At 65.2% G+C, this 25,719-nt stretch carries 24 protein-coding genes and 1 pseudogene; 20 read left to right on the top strand and 5 right to left on the bottom strand.

All coding sequences use genetic code 11. The features are described from left to right. Positions 1–8: 8 nt before the first annotated feature. The 5 genes from ACGLHS_RS01795 to ACGLHS_RS01775 all read right to left on the bottom strand — a co-directional run bounded on the left by ACGLHS_RS01795 (position 9) and on the right by ACGLHS_RS01775 (position 4,556). Positions 9–995 (bottom strand): Bug family tripartite tricarboxylate transporter substrate binding protein, encoded by a 987-nt coding sequence (locus tag ACGLHS_RS01795; protein ID WP_394476324.1) that lies wholly within the window; start codon positions 993–995, stop codon positions 9–11. Positions 996–1,008: 13 nt separating this feature from the next. After that, positions 1,009–1,464 (bottom strand): nuclear transport factor 2 family protein, encoded by a 456-nt coding sequence (locus ACGLHS_RS01790; RefSeq protein WP_394476322.1) that lies wholly within the window; start codon positions 1,462–1,464, stop codon positions 1,009–1,011. Positions 1,465–1,507: 43 nt separating this feature from the next. Next, on the bottom strand, positions 1,508–2,419 hold the full coding sequence (gene kdgD, locus ACGLHS_RS01785; protein ID WP_093236925.1) for a 5-dehydro-4-deoxyglucarate dehydratase: 912 nt from the start codon (positions 2,417–2,419) through the stop codon (positions 1,508–1,510). 148 nt (positions 2,420–2,567) lie between these two features. After that, positions 2,568–3,557, bottom strand: a complete 990-nt coding sequence (locus ACGLHS_RS01780) for a Bug family tripartite tricarboxylate transporter substrate binding protein (protein WP_394476318.1) — start codon at positions 3,555–3,557, stop codon at positions 2,568–2,570. Between the two features lie 114 nt (positions 3,558–3,671). Further along, on the bottom strand, positions 3,672–4,556 hold the full coding sequence (locus tag ACGLHS_RS01775; RefSeq protein ID WP_394476316.1) for a FadR/GntR family transcriptional regulator: 885 nt from the start codon (positions 4,554–4,556) through the stop codon (positions 3,672–3,674). 116 nt (positions 4,557–4,672) lie between these two features. Between ACGLHS_RS01775 and ACGLHS_RS01770 the strand changes: the two genes are divergently transcribed. The 20 genes and pseudogenes from ACGLHS_RS01770 (at position 4,673) to ACGLHS_RS01675 (ending at position 25,692) form a co-directional block, all read left to right on the top strand. Then, a complete protein-coding gene (locus ACGLHS_RS01770; RefSeq protein WP_394476314.1) occupies positions 4,673–5,422 on the top strand; it encodes an amino acid ABC transporter permease in 750 nt (249 codons plus the stop codon). A gap of 29 nt (positions 5,423–5,451) precedes the next feature. Then, on the top strand, positions 5,452–6,075 hold the full coding sequence (locus ACGLHS_RS01765) for an amino acid ABC transporter permease (protein ID WP_394478143.1): 624 nt from the start codon (positions 5,452–5,454) through the stop codon (positions 6,073–6,075). Further along, positions 6,059–6,787, top strand: coding sequence for an amino acid ABC transporter ATP-binding protein (locus ACGLHS_RS01760; RefSeq protein WP_394476311.1), 729 nt, complete (start codon positions 6,059–6,061; stop codon positions 6,785–6,787). The genes ACGLHS_RS01765 and ACGLHS_RS01760 overlap by 17 nt, the downstream gene beginning before the upstream one ends. 57 nt (positions 6,788–6,844) lie before the next feature. Next, on the top strand, positions 6,845–7,639 hold the full coding sequence (locus ACGLHS_RS01755; protein WP_394476309.1) for a transporter substrate-binding domain-containing protein: 795 nt from the start codon (positions 6,845–6,847) through the stop codon (positions 7,637–7,639). Between the two features lie 13 nt (positions 7,640–7,652). Continuing rightward, positions 7,653–8,471 (top strand): NAD-dependent epimerase/dehydratase family protein, encoded by an 819-nt coding sequence (locus ACGLHS_RS01750; protein WP_394476307.1) that lies wholly within the window; start codon positions 7,653–7,655, stop codon positions 8,469–8,471. Next, complete coding sequence (locus tag ACGLHS_RS01745) at positions 8,461–9,351, top strand: SMP-30/gluconolactonase/LRE family protein (protein WP_394476304.1); 891 nt, start codon at positions 8,461–8,463, stop codon at positions 9,349–9,351. Before ACGLHS_RS01750 ends, ACGLHS_RS01745 begins: the two co-directional genes overlap by 11 nt. A 58-nt stretch (positions 9,352–9,409) precedes the next feature. Then, the gene (locus ACGLHS_RS01740) at positions 9,410–10,402 is read left to right on the top strand and encodes a TRAP transporter substrate-binding protein (RefSeq protein ID WP_394476302.1); all 993 of its coding nucleotides are present in this window, start codon (positions 9,410–9,412) and stop codon (positions 10,400–10,402) included. Positions 10,403–10,544: 142 nt separating this feature from the next. Next, positions 10,545–11,039: a TRAP transporter small permease gene (locus ACGLHS_RS01735; RefSeq protein ID WP_093236917.1), complete on the top strand. Its 495-nt coding sequence runs from the start codon at positions 10,545–10,547 to the stop codon at positions 11,037–11,039. After that, positions 11,030–12,382, top strand: coding sequence for a TRAP transporter large permease (locus tag ACGLHS_RS01730; protein WP_394476299.1), 1,353 nt, complete (start codon positions 11,030–11,032; stop codon positions 12,380–12,382). Before ACGLHS_RS01735 ends, ACGLHS_RS01730 begins: the two co-directional genes overlap by 10 nt. Before the next feature lie 18 nt (positions 12,383–12,400). Beyond that, positions 12,401–13,981 carry a galactarate dehydratase gene (gene garD, locus ACGLHS_RS01725; protein ID WP_394476297.1) on the top strand — a complete coding sequence of 527 codons (1,581 nt, stop codon included), beginning with the start codon at positions 12,401–12,403 and terminating at the stop codon, positions 13,979–13,981. Positions 13,982–14,006: 25 nt separating this feature from the next. After that, a complete protein-coding gene (locus ACGLHS_RS01720) occupies positions 14,007–14,768 on the top strand; it encodes an SDR family NAD(P)-dependent oxidoreductase (RefSeq protein ID WP_394476295.1) in 762 nt (253 codons plus the stop codon). Positions 14,769–14,822: 54 nt separating this feature from the next. Next, entirely contained in the window at positions 14,823–15,803 is a 981-nt protein-coding gene (locus tag ACGLHS_RS01715) for a tripartite tricarboxylate transporter substrate binding protein (RefSeq protein ID WP_394476293.1), read from the top strand. A gap of 28 nt (positions 15,804–15,831) precedes the next feature. Next, positions 15,832–16,824, top strand: coding sequence for a Bug family tripartite tricarboxylate transporter substrate binding protein (locus tag ACGLHS_RS01710; RefSeq protein WP_394476291.1), 993 nt, complete (start codon positions 15,832–15,834; stop codon positions 16,822–16,824). Positions 16,825–16,974: 150 nt separating this feature from the next. Beyond that, positions 16,975–17,826, top strand: coding sequence for an archaetidylserine decarboxylase (asd, locus tag ACGLHS_RS01705; RefSeq protein WP_093236911.1), 852 nt, complete (start codon positions 16,975–16,977; stop codon positions 17,824–17,826). 177 nt (positions 17,827–18,003) lie between these two features. Beyond that, positions 18,004–18,306, top strand: a pseudogene (locus tag ACGLHS_RS01700) (winged helix-turn-helix transcriptional regulator); the annotation flags it as partial. A gap of 214 nt (positions 18,307–18,520) precedes the next feature. Beyond that, a complete protein-coding gene (locus tag ACGLHS_RS01695) occupies positions 18,521–18,871 on the top strand; it encodes an FKBP-type peptidyl-prolyl cis-trans isomerase (protein WP_394476288.1) in 351 nt (116 codons plus the stop codon). A gap of 218 nt (positions 18,872–19,089) precedes the next feature. Beyond that, positions 19,090–19,662 (top strand): nucleotide exchange factor GrpE, encoded by a 573-nt coding sequence (gene grpE / locus ACGLHS_RS01690; RefSeq protein ID WP_093236909.1) that lies wholly within the window; start codon positions 19,090–19,092, stop codon positions 19,660–19,662. Between the two features lie 118 nt (positions 19,663–19,780). Continuing rightward, on the top strand, positions 19,781–21,718 hold the full coding sequence (gene dnaK, locus ACGLHS_RS01685) for a molecular chaperone DnaK (protein ID WP_394476285.1): 1,938 nt from the start codon (positions 19,781–19,783) through the stop codon (positions 21,716–21,718). A 108-nt stretch (positions 21,719–21,826) separates the two neighbouring features. Then, entirely contained in the window at positions 21,827–22,966 is a 1,140-nt protein-coding gene (gene dnaJ, locus ACGLHS_RS01680; RefSeq protein ID WP_093236907.1) for a molecular chaperone DnaJ, read from the top strand. 803 nt (positions 22,967–23,769) lie between these two features. Then, positions 23,770–25,692 (top strand): PrkA family serine protein kinase, encoded by a 1,923-nt coding sequence (locus ACGLHS_RS01675; protein ID WP_093236906.1) that lies wholly within the window; start codon positions 23,770–23,772, stop codon positions 25,690–25,692. Positions 25,693–25,719: the final 27 nt, after the last annotated feature.

Below are 25,719 nucleotides of genomic sequence, written 5' to 3'. Positions count from 1 at the left end.
TTGCTGCTTCAGTCTGCAGTGATGTGGCGTGTGTCGATGAGCGTCTTCCAGCGCGTCCATTCGCGCAACTGGAAGGCGGTGAAATCTTCGGGCGTGCTGGCGACGATTTCAAGACCCTGCTCGAGCATGCGCTTCTTCGTCTCGGGGTCTTGCATGGCGGCGATGACCGCGTCGCTCAGCTTCTTCTTCAGCGCGGGCGGCAGCCCCTTCGGCGCGGCCATGCCTTGCCATGAGTAGACCTCGGCGCCTTTCACGCCGGCTTCGGCCAGCGTGGGTACCTCGGGCAGCACGGGCGAGCGCTTGTCACCGGTGACGGCAATGGCGCGCAGCTTGCCCGCGCGGATGTGCGGCAGCACGGCATTGACGTTCTGGAACGAGAAGTCGACCTGGTTGCCCAGCAGGTCGTTGACTGCCGGCGCACCGCCCTTGTAGGGCACGTGCACGCCTTCGGTTTTCGTCTGCTGCCAGAAGAGTTCGGCCGAGAGATGGTCGGACGAGCCGTTGCCCGAACTCGCGAACGAGACCTTGCCCGGCGTCTTGCGCAGCAGCGCGAGCACGTCGGCCACGGTGCGCTCGGGCCGCGCGACATTCGCGACCAGCACGTTGGGCGCCTGCACGGGCACGCTGATGTAGTCGAAGTCTTTGGTGGCGTCGTAGGGCACGCTCTTTTGCAGATGCGGCGTGACGACGAAGGCGCCGAGCGACGACACGAGCAGCGTGTAGCCGTCAGGCGCCGCGCGCTTGACGAAGCCGGTGCCGATGGTGCCCGTGGCACCGGGGCGGTTGTCGACGACGAAGCTGCCGCCGAGCTTGTTCTGCAGTTGCAGCGCCAGCGCACGCGCCACCATGTCGGTGGAGCCGCCGGCGGGGAACGGCACGACGATGGTCACCGGCTTCTGCTGCGGCCATGCATCGGCCTGGGCCGAGGCATGCAGGGGAAGCAGCGCGGTGGCGGCGAGCGCGAAGCCCGTCGCAAGAAGGTTTCTTCTGTTCATTCGTGCATCCCGGTCAGGGCGCAACGCGCACGGCCTGGCGCGCGAGCAGCTTCCAGTCGCCGCCCTGCTTCTGCCAGACGCCGAGGATCTTCAGGCTGACCTTGCCGGGCTTGCCCGAATCGTTGGTGTCGGCCGTGAAGGTGTGGCGCACGATGGCGGTATGGGCATCGACGACCTTGATGGTCTGGTCGGTGATGGCGATGGTCACGAAGTCGGACTTGCCGTCGAGCAGGTCGCTGATGAAGCTGGCCTTGGTGTCGACCTTGCCGCCCGAGTGGCCGTAGCTCAGGTCGTCGGCCACCAGCGCGCCGAGCGCGGCGGCGGTCGGATCGACCATGGCCACGCGCAGCCGCTCGGCGGCCGCTGCCACATCGGAGGGCGCCGATGCGGCACTGCCCGCGGGCATCATCGCGCAGCCCGAGAACATGGCGGCCGCGGCAGCCACCAGCAGGAACTTCTTGAGGCACATGACGTGTTGTCTCCGTCTTTCTTGTTGTCGCCGTCGAAGTTTTTTACTGCGGGCCGAGCGTGGCGATCAGCGCCTTGAGCTGCTCCATCTCGGCGGGCTTCAGGTCGGTGAGCGGTGCGCGCACCGGGCCGGCGTCGTGGCCGACGATCTTGGCGCCGGCCTTGACGATGCTCACGGCATAGCCAGGCACGCGGTTGCGCAGCTCGAGGTAAGGCATGAAGAAGTTCTTCAGCAGGCGGTGCTGCGTGGGCAGGTCGTCGTTGGCGACCGCGTGATAGAAGTCCATCGCCGTCTTCGGAATGAAGTTGAAGACCGCCGACGAATACACCGGCGTGCCCATGGCCTTGTAGGCCGCGGCATAGACCTCGGCCGTGGGCAGGCCACCCAGGTAGGCGAAGCGGTCGCCCATCTTCTGGTAGATCGCGACCATGGCTTCGATGTCGCCCACGCCATCCTTGAAGCCGACGAGGTTCGGGTTGCGCTCGGCCAGGCCGGCCAGCGTGTCGGGCTTGAGGCGGCTGGTGGCGCGGTTGTAGACGATCACGCCGAACTTCACGCTCTTGCACACGGCCTCGACGTGCGCGGCCAGGCCTTCCTGGCCGGCTTCGGTGAGGTAGTGCGGCAGCAGCAGGATGCCGTGCGCGCCGGCCTTTTCGGCCGCTTGTGCGCACTGGATGGCAAAGCGCGTCGGGCCGCCGGCGCCGGCAATGATCGGCACCTTGCCGCGGCAGGTGTCGACCGCCGTCTGGATGATGCCGGGGTACTCGTCGCCGGTGAGCGAGAAGAACTCGCCCGTGCCACCGGCCGCGAACAGCGCACTGGCGCCGTAGGGCGCGAGCCATTCGAGGCGCTGCTGGTAGCCCTTCTTGTTGAAGTCGCCGTTGCTGTCGAAGTCGGTCAGCGGAAACGAGAGCAGGCCGGAGCCCATGATGGTCTTGAGTTCTTGCGGGTTCATCGGGGATTCCTGGAAAGAGGGAGAAAAAAACTTGAAGGAGCGGGAAGGCGGCTGCCGCCGGGCCGCCCCAAGGCGAGCCGCGCCTCCCCCTCGGGGGGTGGCGAACTACACGGAGCGAAGCGAGTGAGAAGCCGGGGGGCAGGCATGACTAGTCGAGCCGAACGTTGGCTTGCTGGATCACCTGCGCCCAGCGCACGCGCTCCTTGGCGAAGAACTGGTCCTGCTCGGGCGCGGTCATGGTCACGACCTCGGCGCCCTGCCCCGCGAGGCGGGCCCGGATGTCGGGCGTGCGGATGATGCGGGTCAGCTCGCGGTTGAGCCGCGCGACTACCGCGTCGGGCGTGCCGCGCGCCGCGACCACGCCCTGCCAGGTGCCCGACTCGTAGCCGGGCACGCCTTGCTCGGCGATGGTCGGCACGTTGCCGATCAGCGGCATGCGCGTGGCCTTGGACACGGCGATCAGCTTGAGCTTGCCGGCCTGCACCTGCGGGTAGGTGGCGAGCATGCCGTTCATGAGCACCTGCGTCTGGCCCGAGACGGTGTCGAGCACGGCCTGCACGCCGCCCTTGTAGGGCACGTACTCCCACTTGGCGCCGACCTTGCGCTGCAGTTCGATGCCGGCCAGGTGCGCGGTGCTGCCGCTGGCGGTCACGGCAAAGTTCAGGTCGCTCTTCTTCGACAGGTCGACGAGTTCCTTGAGCGTGCTCGCCTGCACCGACGGGTGCACCACCAACAGGTGCGGCGAGTAGGCCAGCATGGCCACGCTGCGCAAATCTTTCGACGGATCGAAAGGCAGCTTGGGGTACAGCGACGGGCTGATGGCCAGCGCGCCGAGGTCGCACAGCATCAGCGTGTAGCCATCGGCCGGCGCCTTGGCCAGCAGGTCGGCGCCGAGGTTGCCGTTGGCACCGGCGCGGTTGTCGATGATCACCGACTGGCCCAGCGCCTCCGACAGCGGCTGGCTGATGGACCGCGCAATGATGTCGGACGATCCGCCCGGCGGGTACGGAACGATGAGCCTGAGCGGCTTCGACGGCCAGTTGCCGCCGCCGCCCTGCGCGAATGCGCGCACCGGCAAGGTGGCGGCCAGCGTCGTGGCCAGTGCGGCACTGAGCGCGCCGCGTCGGTTGAGGGTCATGCTTGCTGCCTCCTGTTGTTCGATCTGCCTCATGGCTTCGCCCGGATGCCGGACAAGAGATCAGTCATCGTACAACTAGAGAAACAACTTGTCCAGCAGGCCGGACAAGAAAATTCAGCGGGAGGGGGTGTTGTCTGACGAAGCGGCGCCCGCAGCCGTACCCGCTGCAGCCGCTTCGGCCTTCGCCTTCTGCTGCGCCGCCTCTTGCGCCATGCGCAGGCGTTCGCGGCTGTTGGTCAGGTGGATGCGCATGGCGGCGCGCGCCGACTCAGGGTCGCGGCGCGCGATGGCCGCGTAGATCTCTTCATGCTCGCGGTTGACGCGGCTCAGATAAGGCGCCCCGCCCTCGTGCGTGCGAATCGCGCTGATGCGCGTGCGCGGAATGATCGTGGTACCCAGGTGCCGCATGATGTCGGCGAAGTACGGGTTGCCGGTCGATTGCGCGATCTGCAGGTGAAAACGGAAGTCGGGCGCCACCGTGTCACCGGCCACCGTCACGTTGTGCTCGAAGTCGTCGAGCGCCTGCCGCATGGCCACCAGCTGCTCGTCGGTGCGCCGGCTGGCGGCGAGCCCGGCCGATTCGGTCTCCAGGCTGATGCGCAGCTCGAGCACGGCCAGCACATCGACGGAGGCGGCGATCTCGCCGGGGTCAAGGCGAAACACCCCGCCCGCCCGCGGCTGCAGCACGAAGGTGCCCACGCCATGCAGCGTCTCGACCAGCCCGCCGGCCTGCAGCTTCGACAGCGCCTCGCGCACCACGGTGCGGCTCACGCCATAGGCTTGCATGATGGCCGACTCGGTCGGCAGCTTGTCGCCGGGGCGCAGCGACTGGTTGCGGATCTTCTCGCCCAGGTCTTCCACCAACCCGTGCGCCAGGCCCCGCGCACGCGGACGCGGGCGCCCCACGAAGGCGGCGCCGGCCGCCGCCGGAGCGGCAGAAGCAGCCGTTTCCGCCGCCTCATCTGACACCAAGGGATTACCCGCAGTCGACTGAACCATGGCCACGATGATAATCTCCAATTAGTTGTACGACAACAGATAACTTATCACTCTGACCCCTTAGCAGCCGCTTCGCATGCCTCGCAGGGGGCATTGGCGATCTCTGCGGCACTCACATGAAGTATTCCCTCGACTTCGCTCCGTTGGCATCGTACTGGCCCGTTTTCATCAACGGCGCATGGCTGACGCTCAAGATGACCGCGCTCGCGGTCGTCGTCGGCGTTTGCGTCGGAACGCTCGTGGCCTTTGCCAAGCGAAGCAGGATCAAGCCGCTGTCGCGCGCCTGCACCGTCTACATCGAGATCGTGCGCAACACGCCCTTCCTCGTGCAGATCTTCCTCCTGTACTTCGGGCTGGCCAGTTTCGGCGTGCGCATGCCGACCTTCGCGGCGGCCGTGCTCGCAATGGTCATCAACATCGCGGCCTATGCGGCGGAGATCATTCGGGCCGGGCTCGAGTCGGTGCCGCGCGGGCAGATCGAGGCGGCCGAATGCCTGGGCCTTTCGAAATGGCGCATCGGCTGGCACGTGATGCTGCAGCCATCCATCGAGAAGGTGTACCCCGCCCTCACGAGCCAGTTCCTCCTGATGATGCAGGCCTCGGCCATGGCCTCGCAGATCTCGGCGGAAGAACTCACGGCCATCGCGAACACCGTGCAGTCGGACACCTTCCGCTCGCTCGAAACCTACATCGTGGTCGCGGCGCTGTACCTCGTGCTGTCGCTCTTCATCAAGCTGGTGACCTGGGCGCTGGGCGAATACCTGTTCCGTCGCCGCCGCGTGGTGCGGCGCGCCGCTGCGCAAGCGGGCAAGGCGCAACCGGCGGCCTCGACGGCCACCGTCGCGATCCACGGGAGCGCCGCGTGAGCCTGGGGCACTTCACCTTCACGCACCTGATGTACCTGGTGCAGGCCATCGGCTGGACGCTGGTGCTCTCGGCCATCGCCTTCGCGCTCGGTGCGGTCGGCGGCTTCGGCCTGATGCTCGCGCGCATCTCGCCGCGTGCGTGGCTGCGCTGGTTCGCGGTGGTCTACATCGAATGCATCCAGGGCATTCCGTTGCTGATCCTGTTGTTCATCGTGTACTTCGGGCTGTCGGTGTATGGCCTGTCGCTGCCCTCGCTGGTGGCGGCCGGGCTGGCGATGATGATTTACGTGAGCGCCTACCTGGGCGACATCTGGCGCGGCTGCATCGAGGCCATGCCCAAGCCGCAGTGGGAGGCCTCCGAGTGCCTGGCCCTCTCGCGCTGGCAGACGCTGCGCCTCGTGATCATTCCGCAGGCCGTGCGCCTGTCGCTGCCGCCCACGGTCGGCTTCCTGGTGCAGATCATCAAGATGACCTCGCTGGCCTCGGTGATCGGCTTCGTCGAGCTCACGCGCGCCGGCCAGATCATCAACAACACCATCTTCCAGCCCTTCCTGGTTTTCTTCCTGGTCGGCGCTTTCTATTTCGCCCTGTGCTATCCGCTGTCGCGCTGGAGCGAAGCGATGGAGAAGAAGCTCAATGTCGCCAATCGTTAAGTTGGATCACGTCTACAAGAGCTTCGGGGCCAACCAGGTCCTGAAGGGCGTCTCGTTCGAGGTCGCCAAGGGCGAGATGATCGCCATCATCGGCGCCAGCGGCTCGGGCAAGAGCACAGCGCTGCGCTGCATCGACCGGCTCGAGGTGATCGACAAGGGCACCATCGAGGTCTGCGGCATCCGCGTCGACAGCCCCGGCGTCGACCTGAAGCAGCTGCGGCTCGAAGTGGGCATCGTGTTCCAGAGCTACAACCTGTTCCCCCACCTCACGGTGCAGGAGAACATCATGCTGGCGCTGCGCCACGTGAAGAAGCAGTCGCGCGGCGAAGCGCACGACGTTGCCCTGCGTGTGCTCGACCAGGTGGGCCTGAAGGAAAAGGCCGGCGCCTACCCCGAGCAACTCTCCGGCGGCCAACAGCAGCGCGTGGCCATCGCACGCTCGCTCGCGATGTCGCCCAAGGTGATGCTGTTCGACGAGGTCACCTCCGCGCTCGACCCACAGCTCACCGGCGAAGTGCTGCGCGTGATGGAAGACCTTGCCGCCGGCGGCATGACCATGCTGCTCGTCACGCACGAGATGGCCTTCGCCAAGCGCGTGGCCGACCGAATCATCTACATGCACCAGGGCACCGTCTGGGAGACCGGCCCCGGCGAAATGCTCGACGCACCCAAGACGCAGGAGCTGCGCGCCTTCCTGAACAACGGGCTGTAAGCAGGCAGCCCGGGTCAATTCATTCGCTCCCACACCAGACAACACCAGGAGATATTCATGAAACTCGGCACCACCTTCACCCGCACATGCATCGCGCTGGCCCTCGTGGCCGGCGCTGCGCAGGCCGCCATGGCCGACCAGCTCGACGACATCAAGAAGGCCGGCAAGGTGCGCGTGGCCATCGCCATGGGCACGCCGCTCTTCAGCTTTGCCGATGCCAACCTGCAGCCCACCGGCTCCGACGTGGACACCGCCACGCAGCTCGCGAAAGACCTGGGCGTGAAGCTGGAGATCGTGTCGATCACCAACGCCGCGCGCGTGCCCACGCTGCAGGCCCAGCGCGCCGACCTCGTGATCGCCGACCTGTCCATCACGCCCGAGCGCGAGAAGGTGGTCGACTTCTCGGTGCCCTACGCCGTCATCAGCATCATCGTGGGCGGTCCCAAGAGCATCAAGGTGACCGACTACGCCGACCTGAACGGCAAGCGCATCGGCCTGACGCGCGCCACGGTGAACGACACGCTCACCACGCAGCAGGCCAAGGGCGCCGAGATCGTGCGCTACGAAGACGACGCCACGCTCATCACCTCGATGGTCACCGGCCAGATCGACCTGTTCTCCAGCACGCCGTCGAACCTGAGCGAGATGGTCAAGCAGGCACCGGCCAAGAACCTGGAGCTGAAGTTCGCGCAGAAAGATTTCGACCTGGGCATCGCGCTGAACAAGGAGCAGCCCAAGCTCAAGGAATGGGTCAACAACTGGGTCGTGACGAACCAGAAGAACGGCAAGCTCAACGCCATCTACAAGAAGTACCACGGCCGCGACCTGCCCGAGCGCATCACCAAGCTGTGAACGGACAAGAACGATGCAAGACAAGAACAAACTTCATCGCCTGCTGCTGACCGGCGCGGCCGGCGGCCTGGGCAAGGTGCTGCGCGAGCGGCTCAAGCCGTATGCCGACGTGCTGCGGCTCTCGGACATCGCATCGCTGGCCCCGGCCACCGACGCGCACGAAGAGGTCGTGCCCTGCGACCTGTCGGACAAGGCGGCGGTCGATGCGCTGGTGAACGGCTGCGACGCCATCGTGCACCTGGGCGGCGTGTCGGTCGAGCGGCCGTTCGAGGAAATCCTCGAAGCCAACATCAAGGGCGTGTTCCACATCTACGAAGCCGCGCGCCGCCATGGCGTCAAGCGCGTGGTGTTCGCCAGCTCGAACCACGTGATCGGCTTCTACAAGCAGAGCGAGCACATCGACGCGCACGCCGCGCGCCGGCCCGACGGCTACTACGGCCTGTCGAAGTCTTTCGGCGAAGACGTGGCGCAGTTCTACTTCGACCGCTGGGGCATCGAGACGGTGAGCATCCGCATCGGCTCGTCGTTCCCCGAACCGGCCAACCGCCGGATGATGAGCACCTGGCTGAGCTACCGCGACCTGACCACGCTGATCGAGAAATCGCTGTTCACGCCCGACGTTAAGCACACGGTGGTCTACGGCATGTCGAACAACCGCGACGTGTGGTGGAACAACAGCGCGGCCGCGCATCTGGGCTTCGTGCCGCAAGACAGCTCGGAGGTGTTCCGCGACAAGGTCGAGGCACAGCCACCCGTCGCGCCGACCGACCCGAACGCCATCTACCAGGGCGGCGCCTTCACCGCACAGGGCCCGTTCGGCGATGCGCGCTGAACTCGTCCTCGACGCGCGCAACGGCACCGGCGAAAGCCCGGTGTGGCATGCGGGCGAGCAGGCGCTCTACTGGGTCGACATTCCGGCGCGCACGCTGAACCGATGGCACGCGGGCGAAGGCCATGCGAAGTGGACGACGAACGAAATGATCGCCTGCATCGCGCCGCGCGCCGACGTGGCCGGCGAATGGATCGCCGGCATGGAAAGCGGCCTCTTCTCGCTGAAGCCGCAAGCCGACGGCACGCTGGCCGCCACACCGTTGGCGCCGGTCGAACACGCGGCCCCGGCCATGCGCTTCAACGATGGCCGCTGCGACCGCCAGGGCCGCTTCTGGGCCGGCACGATGCTGCTCGACATGGCAGCGGGCGCACGCGTCGGCCGCGTCTACAGCTACGGCAAGGGCGACAGCAAGGCCACCCAGCGACTCGACGATTTCATCGTGCCCAACGGCCTGGCCTTCAGCCCCGACGGCCGCACGATGTACCTCTCCGATTCGCACCCCACGGTGCAGGCCATCTGGGCCTTCGACTACGACACCGACAGCGGCACGCCGAGCAACCGCCGCCTGTTCGTCGACATGAAGCCCCTGCCCGGCCGCCCCGATGGCGCGGCAATGGACGTCGACGGCTGCTACTGGATCTGCGGCAACGACGCCGGCCTGGTGCACCGCTTCACGCCCGACGGCCGGCTCGACCGCTCGCTCGAAGTGCCGGTGAAGAAGCCCGCGATGTGCGCCTTCGGCGGCGCGGGCCTCGACACCCTTTTTGTCACCTCCATCCGACCCGGCGGCATCGACCTGTCGGACCAACCACTGGCCGGCGGCGTGTTCGCGCTGCGGCCCGGCGTGCAGGGCATTGCGGAGCCCGCTTTCGGCATCTGACCCCGTTCATCGATTCATCCGCTGCGTTTTCTTTTCATCCACCGAGGAGCCATCAAAAATGAAATCACTACAAATGAAGAAGCTGTCGGGCCTGATCGCGATCGGCCTGATCGCCCTCACGGCAAGCAACGTCACCATGGCGCGGACCTTCCGTTCCGCCGAGGTGCACGCCAAGGACTTCCCGACCAACCAGGCGGTGAAGTTCATGGGCGATGAGTTGTCGAAGGCCACGGGCGGCAAGGACAACATCAAGATCTTTGCCGACAGCTCGCTGGGCTCCGAAAAGGACACGGTCGAACAGGTGAAGATCGGCGCGCTCGACATGGTCCGCGTGAGCAGTGCGTCGTTCCACGGCATCGTGCCGGAGTCGGTCATTCCGTCGCTGCCCTTCCTGTTCCGCGACATCGAGCATTTCCGCAAGGCGATGTACGGCCCGGCTGGCGACAAGGTGCTGGCCGCCTTCGAGAAGGCCGGCTTCATCGGCCTGTGCATGTACGAAAGCGGCGCGCGTTCGGTGTACGCCAAGAAGCCGATCAAGTCGGTGGCCGACATGAAGGGCCTGAAGATCCGCGTGCAGCCTTCCGACCTGATGGTGAGCCTGGTGAGCGCCACGGGTGCATCGCCCACACCCATGCCCATCGCCGAGGTCTACACGGGCCTGAAGACCGGCCTGGTGGACGCCGCCGAGAACAACTACCCCTCGTACGAAGAGGCCAAGCACTTCGAGGCCGCACCGGTCTACTCCGAGACCATGCACGTCATGACGCCCGAAGTGCTGGTGTTCTCCAAGAAGATCTGGGACACGCTCACCAAGGAAGAGCAGGCCGCGATCCGCAAGGCCGCCAAAGACTCCGTGCCCTACTACGTGAAGCTGTGGGAGCCGCGCGAGAAGGACGCCAAGGCGGCCGTCATCAAGGGCGGCGCCAAGATCGTCGCGGCCTCCGAGATCGACCGCAAGGGCTTCGTCGATGTCGAGAAGCCGGTGTGGGACAAGTTCGCGACCACGCCGGAGCAGAAGGCGCTGGTGCAGGAAATCGTCAACACCAAATGAGGCCCACGGTCTTGCGCCCTCCCCTTCCGGGGGAGGGTTGGGGTGGGGGCACGGCGGCTTTGGCCACTGAATGGCGCTCATTGGGCGCAGCCTCCATCCCAACCTTCCCCCGAAGGGGGAAGGAGCAAGACAGGAAACCCCCATGCACTTGCTGACCCACCTGAACGCGCGGCTGTCCCGCTGGGCGATGTACATCGCGTGCGCATGCCTTGTCGGCCTGCTCGCGGTCGTCGTCTACGGCGTGGTGCTGCGCTACGTCTTCAACGACGCCCCGCCGTATGTCGAGCAGGTCGCGCTGCTGCTGGTGATCTCGGTCGCCATGTTCGGCGCCTCCGCCGGCGTGCGCGACGCAGGGCACATCGGCCTCGATTCGCTGGTCAAGGCGCTGCCCGAGAAGGCGCAGTTCTGGTGCAAGGCGCTGGTCTATGTGCTGACCATCGGCTTCGCCATTGCGCTGTTCGCGGGCGGCGCCGAGATGGCTGTCTCGACGCGCGAATCGACGATTCCCACGCTGGGGATTTCCGAAGCCGTGCGCTACGTGCCCGTTCTCTTCGCGGGGGTGCTGATCACCCTCTTTTCTCTCGAGCACCTGGCTGCTCAATTCACCGGCCTGAAGGTCGTTCCATCATGGCATTGACAGTGCTGTCGCTGAGCTTCGTGCTCTTCCTGCTGCTCGGCATGCCGGTGGCCTTTGCCATCGGGCTGAGCTGCCTGGCGACCTTCGCGTACGAAGGCCTGCCGTTCGAGACCGCCATCCAGATGATGGTGTCGGGCATGAACGTGTTCTCGTTCCTGGCCATTCCGTTCTTCATCTTCTCGGGCGAGCTGATGCTGCATGGCGGCATCGCCGACAAGATCGTCGCCTTCGCGCGCAGCCTGGTCGGCCACTGGAAGGGCGGCCTGGGGCTGGCCAACGTGGTGGCCTCCACGCTCTTCGGCGGTGTCTCGGGCTCGCCGGTGGCCGACACCTCGGCCATGGGTGGCGTGATGATCCCGATCATGAAGCGCGAGGGCTACAGCGCGGCCTATGCGGTGAACGTGACGACGCACGCGTCGCTCTCGGGCGCGCTGATGCCGACCTCGCACAACATGATCATCTATGCCTTCGCCGCGCAGGCCGCGGTGGGCACCATCGACGGGCACATCATCAAGGGCGTGTCCATCGGCGACCTGATGTTCGCGGGGCTGATCCCGGTGTTCTGGATCATGGTGTGCATGCTGGTGGCCGCCTACTGGCAGGCCGCCAAGCACGGCTACCCCAAGCGCACCGACGGCAGCACGATGGTCGAGCGCTTCCCGGGCTGGGGCACGGTGTCCAAGACCTTCCTGGCAGCGATTCCCGGGCTGCTGGTGATCGTGATCATTTTGGTGTGCGTGATGCAGGGCGTGGCAACAGCCACCGAGGCGGCGGCCATCGCGGTGACGTACTCGTTGTTGCTCACCGTGGTGGCCTACCGCACGATGACGCGCGAAAAGCTCTTCAAGTCGCTGGCCAAGGCCTCGAAGACCACGGGCGTGATCCTGCTGCTGATCGGCGTGTCGAACATGCTGCGCTACCAGATGGCCTACCTGGAGATTCCTGACGCCATCGAGACGGTGCTGCTGGCCGCAACCTCGAGCCCCTGGCTGATGCTGCTGTACATCAACATCATCCAGATCTTCCTGGGCATCTTCCTGGACATGGCGGCGCACATCCTGATCACCACGCCGCTGTTCTTGCCGCTGGCGATCCAGATGGGCGTGGGCCCGGTGCAGTTCGGGATGATGCTGCTGCTGAACTGCGCACTGGGCCTCGTGCACCCGCCGGTGGGCACGGTGCAGTTCATCGGCTGCGCGATCGGCAAGATATCCATCGGGGAGGCAACGAAAACGGCCTGGCCCTACTATCTGGCGATCTTCATCGCCATCACCCTGGTGACCTACGTGCCGGCCTTCTCCACATGGCTGCCCACGATGCTGACCGGCCACAAGGTGCTGTAAGCAACAAAGGCCCTCACGATGAGCAACGCCGCCGCCGGAGCCTCGCCGCTCTACATCCGCATCCATGTCAACGACAACGTCGCCATCGTCGCGAACGATGGCGGCCTGAAGGCCGGTGCCACGTTCACCGACGGCCTCGTGCTGGTGGACAACGTGCCGCAGGGCCACAAGGTGGCGCTGACCGACCTGGCCGAAGGCGAGGCGATCGTCCGCTACAACGTGGTGATCGGCTACGCGCAGAAGGCGCTGCCGCGCGGCAGCTGGGTGCACGAGCGCGTGATGCGCATGCCGGTGGCACCCGAGCTGGACGGCCTGCCCATCGCGACCGTCAAGCCCCCTGCCCTGCCGCCGCTGGAGGGCTACACCTTCGAGGGCTACCGCAACGCCGACGGCTCGGTGGGTTCGCGCAACATCCTCGCCATCACCGAGACGGTGCAGTGCGTGGCCGGCGTGATCGACTTCGCGGTGCAGCGCATCAAGGCCGAGCTGCTGCCGAAATACCCGAACGTCGACGATGTGGTAGCGCTCGCGCACGGGTACGGCTGCGGCGTGGCCATCGATGCGCCCGACGCCATCGTGCCGATCCGCACGCTGCGCAACATCAGCCTCAATCCGAACTTCGGCGGCGAGGTGATGGTGGTGAGCCTGGGCTGCGAGAAGCTGCAGCCCGAGCGGCTGCTGCCGCCGGGGAGCATTCCCATTGCCGACAAGCGCGGCGAAGCCGATGGCGATGCGGCGCTCGACGTGGTCTGCCTGCAGGACGACGAACACATCGGCTTCCTGTCGATGATCGACTCGGTGATGCGGCAGGCCGAAACCCATCTGGCGCGCCTGAACGCCCGCCGCCGCGAGACCGTGCCTGCCAGCGAGCTGGTGGTGGGCGTGCAGTGCGGCGGAAGCGACGCCTTTTCGGGCGTCACCGCCAACCCCGCCGTGGGCTTTTGCACCGACCTGCTGGTGCGCGCGGGCGCCACCGTGATGTTCTCGGAAGTGACCGAGGTGCGCGACGGCATCGACCAGCTCACCTCGCGCGCGTCCTCGCCCGAAGTGGCCGAGGCCATGATCCGCGAGATGGCCTGGTACGACGCCTACCTGCAGAAGGGCCGCGTCGACCGCAGCGCCAACACCACGCCGGGCAACAAGAAAGGCGGGCTCTCGAACATCGTCGAGAAGGCGATGGGCTCCATCGTCAAGTCGGGCTCGGCGCCGATCACGGGCGTGCTGGCGCCGGGCGAGAAAGCCACGCAGAAGGGCCTGATCTACGCCGCCACGCCGGCCAGCGATTTCATCTGCGGCACGCTGCAGCTGGCGGCCGGCATCAACCTGCACGTGTTCACGACTGGCCGGGGCACGCCTTACGGGCTGGCCGAAGTGCCGGTCATCAAGGTGGCCACGCGCAGCGACCTCGCGCGCCGCTGGCACGACCTGATGGACGTGAACGCGGGCCGCATCGCCGATGGCGAAGCCAGCATCGAGGACGTGGGCTGGGAGCTGTTCCGCCTGATGCTCGATGTGGCCAGCGGCCGCAAGAAGACCTGGGCCGAGCACTGGAAGCTGCACAACGCGCTGGTGCTGTTCAACCCCGCGCCTGTCACCTGAACACCTTCATACGGAGCTCATCATCATGGAAGACCTCAAGGGCAAGACCGCGCTCGTCACCGGCGCCAGCACCGGCATCGGCGCCGCGGTGGCCATCGCGTTCGCAGCGCGCGGCATGCGCGTGGCGGTGCACTACAACAGCTCGGCCGATGCGGCGAACCAGGTGGTCGCCACCATTCGCGCAACCGGCGGCACGGCCTTCGCGGTCAAGGCCGATGTGCGCGACACCGCCGCGATCCGCGACTGCGTGAAGCAGACGGTGGCGGAGTTCGGTCGCATCGACGTGCTGGTCAACAACGCCGGCAGCCTGGTCAAGCGCGTGCCCATCGCCGAATTCGACGATGCACTGTTCGACGAAGTGATGCACATCAACGCGCGCTCGGTGCTCGCCTATTGCCGCGAGGTCGTGCCGCTGATGCGCGCGCAGGGCGGCGGCAACATCATCAACGTGACCTCGGTTGCGGCGCGCACCGGCGGTGGGCCGGCCGCGTACCTGTACGCGGGCTCGAAGGGTTTCGTGAGCACCGCGACGCACGGCCTGGCGAAGGAACTGGTGGGCGACCGCATCCGCGTCAACGCGGTGGCGCCGGGCGTGATCCAGACGCCCTTTCAAGACCGCTTCTCGACGCCCGCGATGCTGGAGAACTTCCGCGCCAGCATTCCGATGGGGCGCATCGGCACGTCCGAGGAATGCGTTGGTGCCTTTCTGTATCTCGCCTCGGAAGAGCTCTCGGGCTATGTCACGGGGCAGGTGATCGAAGTGAACGGAGGGCAGTACATGCCCTGAGTTCCATCGCTTTTTCTTTTCTGCAACCCAAGACCAATAACGGAGACAAGACAGATGACGACGAAATTTCTGCGCAAGCTCGCGGCCCTCTCGGGCGCGGCCTGCCTCGTATTCGGTGCCGCGGCGCCCGCCGCGCAAGCCGCCGGCAACGACTACCCGAACCACACGGTCGAGCTGATCGTGCCCTACCAGCCCGGCGGCGGCACCGACGCGCTGGCCCGTGCCTTTGCCGACGCGAGCCGCAAGCACATGTCGGAGAGCATCGTCATCGTGAACCGCCCCGGCGCGGGCGGCGCCATCGGCTGGAACGAGGTGATCCATTCGCGGCCCGATGGCTACAAGCTGGCGGTGCTCACGGTCGAGCTGCTGACGCTGCCGCACCTGGGGCTGGCCAAGTTCAACTACGACGACTTCCAGCCGATCGCGCAGCTCAACGCCGACCCGGCCGCCATCACGGTGAAGGCCGACTCGCCCTACAACACGATCGAAGAGTTCCTGGCGGCTGCCAAGAAGAAGCCGGGCGAGATGGGCGTGGGCAATTCGGGCACCGGCTCGATCTGGCACCTGGCCGCCTCGGCGCTGGAAGACAAGACGGGCGCGAAGTTCAACCACATCCCGTTCCAGGGCGCGGGCCCGGCCGTGCTGGCGCTGCTCGGCGGCCACGTCGACGCGGTGGCCGTGAGCCCTGCGGAGGTGTCGACCTATGTGCAGGCCGGCAAGCTCAAGATGCTGATGGTGATGGCCGACAAGCGCCTGGCCGCCTTCGACAAGGTGCCCACCGCCAGGGAGCGCGGCATCGACATCTCGATCGGCACATGGCGCGGCCTCGGCGCGCCGAAAAACACGCCGCCCGACGTGATGGCCAAGCTGCGCGACATCGCCGCCAAGACCGCGAAAGAGCCGCTGCTGCGCGAAGTGATGGACAAGCAGAACCTGGGCTACGCCTACACCGACGGCGCCGCCTTCAAGGAAACGCTGGCCAAGGACAACGAGTACTTCAAAGCGCTGATCAACAAGCTCGGCATCAAGCCCTGAGCCGCATGGCGATGAAAGAGACAAGACCATGCAACGCCGCACACTGATCCGCACCGCCCTCGCCTCTTCGCTTGCTACCGGCCTTCCGGCATTCGCGCAGAGCAGCAACAACTGGCCGACGGGCAAGACCATCACGTACCTCGTGCCCTTTCCCGCGGGCGGCACCACCGACGTGCTGGGCCGGCTGATCGGGCAGAAGCTCGGCACCGCGCTGGGCACAACCGTGATCATCGACAACAAGGGCGGCGCGGGCGGCAGCGTGGGCTCGGAGGTGGGCGCACGCGCGGCGCCCGACGGGTTCACGCTGGTCGGCGGCACGATCAGCTCGCACGCGATCAACGTGAGCCTATACCCGAAGATCGGCTACGACCCGATCAAGTCGTTCGCGCCGGTCACGCTGATCGGCACCAACCCGGTGGTGCTGGTGGTGAACCAGGCCAGCCCCTACAAGACCTTGAAGGACGTGATGGCCGCGAGCAAGGCCAGGTCGGGTGGGCTGTCGTCGGCCTCGGCCGGCACGGGGACCTCGCAGCATCTGGCGCTGGAGTTGCTGGCCTACAGGTCGGGCGTGAAGTTCACGCACATTCCGTACAAGGGGAGCGGCCCGGCCATCCAGGACGTGATCGGCGGGCAGGTGGACATGATGTTCGACACCACGGTGGTGGCCGGGCCGCACATCCAGAGCGGCAAGCTGCGCGCCATCGCAGTCACATCGGCCAAGCGGCTCGCCTCGATGCCGGACGTGCCGACGGTGGCCGAGTCGGGCGTGCCGGGGCTGCAGGATTTCGAGGTGGTGTCGTGGCAGGCGATCTTCGTGCCCGCGGGAACGCCGGCGCCTGTCGTCGACCGGCTGCACACCGAGATCCGCAAGATCCTCGCGACGCCGGAGATGCAGGACAAGCTGAAGGGCTTCGGCATGGAGCCCACGGACCTGTCGACCGCGCAGATCGCGGCGTTCCAGAAGGCCGAAGTGGACAAGTGGGCGCAGGTCATCAAGGCCGCGGGCATCAAGGCCGAGTAGCTTTTTTGTTTTCGGGCGCGGCCGGCGGGATTGCGCCGCCGGCCGCCGCACCGCGTGCCGGTGGCCCCAAACCAAGGGAAGCTTCCTACGCCCCGCATGAAGAGCCCTTTATAGAATGCCCCTCCATTCCGAATTCCAGGCTCTCCCCACGTGTCCGACCGCTCTGCCGTACTGCCCCAATATCTGTTTCCGAAACAGGCACTGACCAATTTCGCCGGCTGGGTCGCGGGCAAGGAACGGGGGGCCGTCACGACGTGGATCATCCGGCGCTTCGTGGCCAAGTACAGCGTGAACATGGGCGAGGCGCTCGAATCGGACATCACCTACTACAAGAGCTTCAACCAGTTCTTCACGCGCGCGCTGAAGCCCGATGCGCGGCCGCTCGCGCAAGCCGACCTCATCTGCCCCGTGGACGGTGCGATCAGCCAGTTCGGCGCCATCAAGGGCGACCAGATCTTCCAGGCCAAGGGCCACAACTACACGACCACGGCGCTGGTCGGCGGCGACGCCGCGTTGGCCGCGAAGTTCGCGCACGGCAGCTTCGCCACGCTGTACCTGAGCCCCAAGGACTACCACCGCATCCACATGCCCTGCGACGGGCGGCTGGTGCGCATGATCCACGTGCCGGGCGACCTGTTCTCGGTCAACCCGACCACGGCGCGCGGCGTGCCAGGCCTGTTCGCGCGCAACGAGCGCGTGGTGTGCGTCTTTGAATCGGCGCGTGGCCCGTTCGTGCTGGTGCTGGTGGGCGCCACCATCGTCGGCAGCATGGCCACGGTGTGGCACGGCGTGGTCAATCCGCCGCGCGTGGGTGAACTGCGCGAGTGGCGCTACGACGACCAGCAGATCGACATCCGCAAGGGCGAGGAGATGGGCCGTTTCTTGCTGGGCTCCACGGTCGTCATGCTGTTCCCGGCGCCCGCGCTGGCTTTCAACCCGGACTGGTCGCCCACCCGTGCGATCCGCCTGGGCGAAGCCATGGCAAATTACGCGAATTTGTGAGGCTTTGTCTCACAACCCGCATCCAGCGTGACCCTACAGCTATAAAACTAGTAGCATCCTGATCCTTGCGCTATAGTCGCCGGCCAGCAAGGCGGTCCATAACCAAACACAAGAGCGCGCGACATCGGCCCTGTTCACAAGGCCGCTGGCCCGCCCAGCTTCGAGGAGATGATGTCGATGAGTACCAAGGAAAACGCAGCGGTCAGCCAGTTGCTCGCACTGCTCGAGGCCCGTTATGCGCTCCGTGTGCTCTGGGCCCTGCGCGACGGCCACGCCCAAACCTTCCGGCTGCTGCAGGACAGCGTGGGCGGCATCACTCCCAACACGCTCAACACCCGCATCAAGGAGCTTCGCGAAGCCGGCATCGTGAGCCATGGCAGCGACGGCTACTGCCTCACGCTCAGCGGGCAGGACCTGCTCAAGCGGCTGTCCGACCTGCAGGCCTTTGCCGGCAAGTGGCAGCTGGGCCAGGCCAAGAAGGCGGCAGCTCCTGCCGCTGCGCCAACCACCGCGCCCGCTGCTGCTGCCCCGACGCCCGCACCTGCCGCCGCAGTGCCGACGCCTGCGGTTCCCGCCGCGCCGCCCACCGACGACACCAGCACCAGCTGACCACCGGCAGGCCGCCCCGCCCGGCCTCGGTAAACTCCGCGCCTTCGATCCATTCTTCTCACATCGACGCAAGGAGCGTTTCAAGATGCCTACCACCCCCTCCGGCCTGCAGTACGAAGACACCACCGTCGGCACCGGCGCCGAAGCCAAGGCTGGCCAGCACGTGCACGTGCACTACACCGGCTGGCTCTACAACGATGGCGTGCAAGGCGCCAAGTTCGATTCGAGCCGCGACCGCAACGACCCCTTCGCTTTCTCGCTGGGCGCCGGCCAGGTCATCAAGGGCTGGGACGAAGGCGTGGCCGGCATGAAGATCGGCGGCCAGCGCACGCTGATCATTCCCGCATCGCTGGGCTATGGCGCCCGCGGCGCCGGCGGCGTGATCCCGCCGAACGCCACGCTGAAGTTCGACGTCGAGCTGCTCGACGCGCACTGATCCAGGCTCGCCCCCAGGCTGCGGCGCACATCGTGTCGCGCACGGGGGCTGCACCAGCAGCCCGGCAAAGCCGGTTTCGCGGTGCCTCTGGCTGAAAACATCGGTTTTTGGCCCTCCTGCGGCCCTTTCGGCCGCATTTTTTCGCTTGAAATGCCTTTGGACAGCCCCATGTGGCTGGCTATCGTTTGTTTTCCGGCATCACGCCGGTTCTTTGAAAAATGTCTGACCCGCAACAATCCGCACAGAATTCGCAAATGCTGCAAGGCGAGCCCAGCCCCGAAGAACTGGAGGCCGCGCAAGCCGCCAACGAAGCCGATGCCGTCGCCGCCCTGGCCCAAGCCCAAGGCGAACTCGCTGCCCTTCAGACCAAGAACGCCGAACTGGCCGACCAGTACCTGCGTGCCCAGGCCGACGTGCAGAACGCCCGCCGCCGCGCCGACGACGAGATCACCAAGGCCCGCAAATTCGCTGTCGAAGCGTTTGCCGAGAGCCTGCTGCCGGTGACCGACAGCCTCGAAGCCGGCCTGGCCATCAAGGACGCCACGCCCGAGCAGATCCGCGAAGGCGCCGAAGCCACGTTGCGCCAGCTCAAGAGCGCGCTCGAACGCAACAAGGTGATCGAAGTGGCTCCGGCCCCCGGCACCAAGTTCGACCCGCACCAGCACCAGGCCATCTCGGTGGTGCCCGCCGACCAGGAACCGAACACCGTGGTGACGGTGCTCCAGAAGGGCTACACCATCAACGACCGCGTGCTGCGCCCGGCGCTGGTCACGGTCAGCGCACCGAAGTAACCGGCTCGCATCGGCACACAAGATTCCCACAGGAAATCCCCGCTTCATCCCTTGAATCGCGCTGGGTTATCCACAAGTTCATAACAACATATTTTTCAGGCTTTCAGGAGTAAAGAACATGGCAAAGATCATCGGCATCGACCTCGGCACCACCAACTCGTGCGTGTCGATCATGGAAGGCAACACCACGCGTGTGATCGAGAACTCGGAAGGTGCGCGCACCACGCCGTCGATCGTCGCGTACCAGGAAGACGGTGAAGTCCTCGTCGGTGCCTCGGCCAAGCGCCAGGCCGTCACGAACCCCAAGAACACGCTGTATGCGATCAAGCGCCTGATCGGCCGCAAGTTCGAGGAAAAGGAAGTGCAGAAGGACATCGACCTGATGCCCTACACCATCACCAAGGCCGACAACGGCGACGCATGGGTCGAAGTGCGCGGCAAGAAGATGGCCCCGCAACAGGTCAGCGCCGACATCCTGCGCAAGATGAAGAAGACCGCCGAAGACTACCTCGGCGAAACCGTGACCGAAGCCGTGATCACGGTGCCGGCCTACTTCAACGACGCACAGCGCCAGGCCACCAAGGACGCCGGCCGCATCGCCGGCCTGGACGTCAAGCGCATCATCAACGAGCCCACCGCAGCTGCCCTCGCCTTCGGCCTGGACAAGCAGGACAAGGCCGATCGCAAGATCGCCGTGTATGACCTGGGCGGCGGCACCTTCGACGTGTCGATCATCGAAATCGCGGACGTCGACGGCGAGAAGCAGTTCGAAGTGCTGTCGACCAACGGCGACACCTTCCTGGGCGGCGAAGACTTCGACCAGCGCATCATCGACTACATCATTGCCGAGTTCAAAAAGGAACAAGGCGTCGACCTGAGCAAGGACGTGCTGGCCCTGCAGCGCCTGAAGGAAGCCGCTGAAAAGGCCAAGATCGAACTGTCGAACAGCGCGCAGACCGACATCAACCTGCCCTACATCACGGCCGATGCCTCGGGTCCGAAGCACCTGAACATCAAGCTCACCCGCGCCAAGCTGGAAAGCCTGGTCGACGAGTTGGTCGAGCGCACCATCGCGCCCTGCCGCCTGGCCATCAAGGACGCCGGCATCAGCGTGAGCGACATCAACGACGTGATCCTGGTCGGCGGCATGACCCGCATGCCCAAGGTGCAGGAAAAGGTGAAGGCATTCTTCGGCAAGGAACCGCGCAAGGACGTGAACCCCGACGAAGCCGTGGCTGTCGGCGCCGCCATTCAAGGGCAAGTGCTCTCGGGCGACCGCAAGGACGTGCTGCTGCTCGACGTGACGCCGCTGTCGCTCGGCATCGAGACCATGGGCGGCGTCATGACCAAGATGATCGCCAAGAACACCACGATCCCGACGAAGTTCGCACAGACCTTCTCGACCGCCGAAGACAACCAGCCGGCCGTGACGATCAAGGTGTTCCAGGGCGAGCGCGACATCGCTTCGGGCAACAAGGCGCTCGGCGAGTTCAACCTCGAAGGCATTCCGCCGGCAGCACGCGGCACGCCGCAGATCGAAGTGAGCTTCGACATCGACGCCAACGGCATCCTGCACGTCGGCGCGAAGGACAAGGGCACCGGCAAGGAAAACAAGATCACCATCAAGGCGAACTCCGGCCTCTCCGAAGACGAGATCCAGAAGATGGTGAAGGACGCCGAGATCAACGCAGCCGACGACAAGAAGAAGCTTGAAATCGTGCAAGCCCGCAACCAGGGCGAAGCGATGGTGCACAGCGTGAAGAAGTCGCTGGGCGAGCATGGCGCCAGCCTCGAAGCCGCCGAAAAGGACGCGATCGAAACCGCGATCAAGGACCTGGAAGAAGTCCTCAAGGGCGAAGACAAGGCCGCGATCGAGGAAAAGACCAACACGCTGATGACCGCAAGCCAGAAGCTCGGCGAGAAGATGTATGCCGAATCGCAGGCTGCAGCCGGCGCTTCGGCCGCCAGCGGCCCGGGTGGCGCTGAAGCTTCCGCCAGTGCACAGGCCGACGACAACGTGGTCGACGCCGAAGTCAAGGAAGTCAAGAAGGGCTGATCTTCAGTCCCTTGAGCAAGGCTGGATCACCTCAAGGGGTGCTCCAGCCTTTCTCGCTTCAAGTCACCCGAGTTCCCGCTGCTCCCCTGATCTCCCGATCGACCTGCCATGGCCACCAAACGCGACTATTACGAAACCCTCGGCGTCCCCAAGAACGCGAGCGAGGAAGAAATCAAGAAGGCTTATCGCAAGCTCGCGATGAAGCACCACCCCGACCGCAACCACGGCGACACCTCGAAGGAGGCCGAGGCCAAGTTCAAGGAGGTGAAGGAAGCCTACGAAATGCTGTCGGACGGCCAGAAGCGTGCGGCCTATGACCAGTACGGCCACGCAGGCGTCGACCCCAACATGCGCGGCGGTCCGGGTGCGGAAGGCTTCGGCGGTTTCGCCGAGGCTTTCGGCGACATCTTCGGCGACGTGTTCGGTGGTGGCGGCCGCGGCCGCACCAGCAGCGGCCGCCAGGTGTTCCGCGGCAGCGACCTGAGCTACGCCATGGAGATCACGCTGGAAGAAGCCGCCGAGGGCAAGACCACCGAGATCCGCATCCCCACCTGGGACGAGTGCGAGACCTGCCACGGCTCGGGCGCCAAGCCGGGCACCAAGCCCATCACCTGCACGACCTGCCACGGCGCCGGTGCCGTGCAGATGCGCCAGGGCTTCTTCAGCGTGCAGCAGACCTGCCCCACCTGCCACGGCAGCGGCAAGATCATTCCCGAGCCCTGCACCGCATGCCACGGCCAGGGCAAGATCAAGCGCAACAAGACGCTCGAAGTGAAGATCCGCGCGGGCATCGACGACGGCCAGCGCATGCGCGTCACCGGCAACGGCGAGCCGGGTGTCAACGGCGGCCCTCCGGGCGACCTGTACATCGAAGTGCGGCTCAAGAAGCACGACATCTTCGAACGCGACGGGGACAACCTGCACTGCGTGGTGCCCGTCAGCATGACGACGGCGGCGCTCGGCGGCGAGATCAACGTGCCGACGCTCAAGGGCGCTGCAGCCATCGACATTCCCGAAGGCACGCAGAGTGGCAAGCAGTTCCGGCTGCGCGGCAAGGGCATCAAGGGCGTGAACTCGAGCTACCCGGGCGACCTGTACTGCCACGTGCGCGTCGAGACGCCGGTGAAGCTCACCGAGCACCAGCGCAAGGTGCTGAAGGAGCTCGACGAATCGCTCAAGAAGGGTGGCGACAAGCACAGCCCGACCGACAAGGGCTGGTTCGACAAGGCGAAAGAGTTCTTCAGCTGAAGAACTGGCCTACTCCTGCGGCGATGAGCCGCAGGAAATCGCTGCGCTAACGCGCACCAAGGAAGTGCAACGCCCGTTCAAGGGCCTCGCCCCCACGCTCGTCCAGTTGCAATGTGGGGGTCGCGCCATTTCTTCGTCTGCCACATAGCGCCAAGCACGCAACTCCTGGCCGCAGACTTCACATCGACCTCCGGCTGCTTCACGCCGACCCGAGGCGTCGGCCTCATCGAAATGGTGCGCGCCACCGGCCACGGAGCCGGCTTCAAGCACACAGAAGGTGCTTCTCGCACCCATGCGGAACACGCCGACCGGCGCCCACGCTTCTTTCCCACGCCAACACGCGCAAGCGCCTTCTCAAAAAGTGGCGCGGGGATTGCTTTTATATTTTTTTTTGGTGTGCAATAAACCAAACGGCGGATCACGCGTTATTGCAGGGAGAGGCCGTTTTATTGAGCCCGGAGGCTCAATAGGCGGTGCTTTCTCGGGGAAAACCGAAAAGCGGCTGATGGCCATTCGGTATAGGTGTTTTCACCCGGAGATAATTAAGAAAGCGAGCCCTTGAATTTAACTGAAAATTGAATAGTAGTTCCTCTTTTTTCGAGGAACTTTACTTGTTGGTGTGGTTCTGATTTATGAAATGATTTGCCGGGTTCAATCTTTGCTTTATGCTGATTGTTAGCAGATTGTTGTAGGGGAGTTTTCCACCGCAGGCAGCGGAGGCGGGCACACCTTTTAAATGGCGCGCATTGCCTTTGCTGCAGGCTCCGGGGCCAAAAGCCCACTGACCTGATGGAGGCGTGACCATGGATGTGATCAGCAACTTTGCCGCCCGCTACGAGCGCACTCGCGAGGAAGTCATCTCGCTGCAGGACTACCTTGACACCTGCAAGCGCGATCCCTCGGCCTATGCCACCGCCTCCGAGCGCATGCTGAAGGCCATTGGCGAGCCGGAGCTGGTCGATACGCGCAACGATCCCCGGCTGTCGCGGATCTTCGCGAACAAGGTCATCAAGATCTACCCGGCGTTCAAGGAGTTTTATGGCATGGAAGACGCCATAGAACAGGTGGTCTCGTATTTCCGCCATGCCGCGCAGGGACTGGAAGAAAAGAAACAGATCCTTTACCTGCTGGGCCCCGTCGGCGGTGGCAAGAGCTCCATCGCCGAGCGCCTGAAGCAGCTCATGGAGCGCGTGCCCTTCTATGCCATCCAGGGCTCGCCGGTGAACGAATCGCCCCTGGGCCTGTTCGACACCATCGAAGACGGCGAGATCCTTGAAAAGGAATACAGCATCCCCCGTCGCTACCTGAATCGGATTCTCTCGCCCTGGGCCGTCAAGCGGCTCGAGGAATACGGTGGCGACATCCGCCAGTTCAAGGTGGTCAAGCGCTACCCCTCGGTGCTGCGGCAGATCGCGGTCGCCAAGACCGAGCCCGGCGACGAGAACAACCAGGACATCTCTTCGCTGGTCGGCAAGGTCGACATCCGCAAGCTGGAGACCTATGCCCAGGACGACCCGGACGCCTACGCCTACTCCGGCGGCCTGTGCCTGGCCAACCAGGGCCTGCTGGAGTTCGTGGAAATGTTCAAGGCGCCGATCAAGGTGCTGCACCCGCTGCTGACCGCCACGCAGGAAAGCAACTTCAAGGGCACTGAAGGCTTCGGCGCCATTCCCTTCGACGGCATCGTGCTGGCGCACAGCAACGAGAGCGAGTGGAAGGCCTTTCGCAACAACAAGAACAACGAAGCCTTCCTCGACCGGATCTACATCGTCAAGGTGCCCTACTGCCTGCGCGCCTCGGAAGAAATCAAGATCTACGAGAAGCTCGTGCGCAACTCGTCGCTGGCCCAGGCGCCCTGCGCCCCCGGCACGCTGCGCATGATGGCCCAGCTCTCGGTGCTCACGCGCCTGAAGGAGCCCGAGAACTCCAGCACCTTCAGCAAGATGCAGGTGTACGACGGCGAGAGCCTGAAAGACACCGACCCCAAGGCCAAGTCGATCCAGGAGTACCGCGACTACGCGGGCGTCGACGAAGGCATGAGCGGCGTCTCGACGCGCTTCGCCTTCAAGATCATCTCGAAGGTCTTCAACTTCGACAGCTCCGAAGTTGCCGCCAACCCGGTGCACCTGATGTACGTGCTCGAGCAACAGATCGAGCGCGAGCAGTTCCCGCCCGAGATCGAGCAGAAGTACATCAGCTACATCAAGGAGCTGCTGGCGCCGCGCTATGCCGAGTTCATCGGCAAGGAAATCCAGACCGCCTACCTGGAGAGCTACAGCGAGTACGGCCAGAACATCTTCGACCGCTACGTGACCTACGCCGACTACTGGATCCAGGACCAGGAGTTCCGCGACGTGGACACCGGTGAAGTCTTCGACCGCGCGTCGCTCAATGCCGAACTCGAGAAGATCGAGCGGCCGGCCGGCATCGGCAACCCGAAGGACTTCCGCAACGAGATCGTCAACTTCGTGCTGCGCGCACGGGCCGGCAACGCGGGGCGCAACCCGGCGTGGACCAGCTACGAAAAGCTGCGCGCGGTGATCGAGAAGAAGATGTTCTCCAACACCGAAGAGCTCCTGCCGGTGATCAGCTTCAACACCAAGAGCAGCGCCGACGAGCAGAAGAAGCACGAAGACTTCGTGACCCGCATGGTCGAGAAAGGCTATACGGCCAAGCAGGTTCGCCTGCTGTGCGAGTGGTACCTGCGCGTGCGCAAGAGTTCATAACGACGACCCTTCGTTCGTCCTCTTTTG

The sequence above is a fragment of the Variovorax sp. VaC1 genome, from assembly GCF_043658315.1.
GTDB lineage: Bacteria > Pseudomonadota > Gammaproteobacteria > Burkholderiales > Burkholderiaceae_C > Variovorax.
This window is presented reverse-complemented; position numbering and strand designations above follow the sequence as displayed.